Origin of the sequence: Neglectibacter sp. X4, from assembly GCF_009917365.1 — a bacterium.
Lineage (GTDB): Bacteria > Bacillota > Clostridia > Oscillospirales > Acutalibacteraceae > Acutalibacter.
The window spans coordinates 1-567 of the sequence record NZ_QWLE01000322.1 but is presented as its reverse complement, the minus strand read 5'-3'; the positions used below and the strand labels follow the sequence as shown (position 1 = coordinate 567).

At 37.4% G+C, this 567-nt stretch carries 2 protein-coding genes; one reads left to right on the top strand and one right to left on the bottom strand.

From position 1 onward, the window contains the following. The coding region (locus tag D1841_RS18385; protein WP_166554401.1) for an AAA family ATPase at positions 1–168 on the bottom strand (168 nt) is incomplete at its 3' end. 169 nt (positions 169–337) lie between these two features. On the opposite strand from D1841_RS18385, the gene D1841_RS18380 reads away from it, so the two are divergent. Continuing rightward, the coding region (locus D1841_RS18380) for a response regulator (protein WP_166554400.1) at positions 338–567 on the top strand (230 nt) is incomplete at its 3' end.

Below are 567 nucleotides of genomic sequence, written 5' to 3'. Positions count from 1 at the left end.
GCTGACGTGGTTAAAGTCAATCAAAATATAGCTTTTGTATTCTGCCTTAGCAAATGCCTCTGCAATATAACTTTTGCCAACGCGGCGTGCGCCATCAATTAGCAAAGCAGTCTGTCCTTTATCAGTTTCTTTCCACTCTAAAATCTTGTTATATAGCTTCCTTTTCATGTCCTCATCTCCTTTATTTCACGAATTCAAGATTTTTACACCTGCAATTTTATCACGAATTCAAGATTTTTTGGTTCTTTTTTGGATTCTTGAAAAAAACTTGTATTTTTTCACAGATAAAATATAATAAAAGTGTAATTCTAGTGTAACTGATTTGGAGAAAACTATTATGAAATTACTTATTGTAGAAGATGAGAAAAGACTTTGCCAGACGGTCGCCAAACACCTGAAGGCAGAGGGTTATGCGGTGGATTTTTGCCATGACGGAAAAGATGCTTTCGACTATATGGCAGGAACCGAATACGACGCAGTCATTTTGGACATCATGCTGCCCGGACTTGATGGCATTTCAGTACTAAAAACCATGCGAAGCCAAAAGGTAAAAACGCCAGTGCTTTT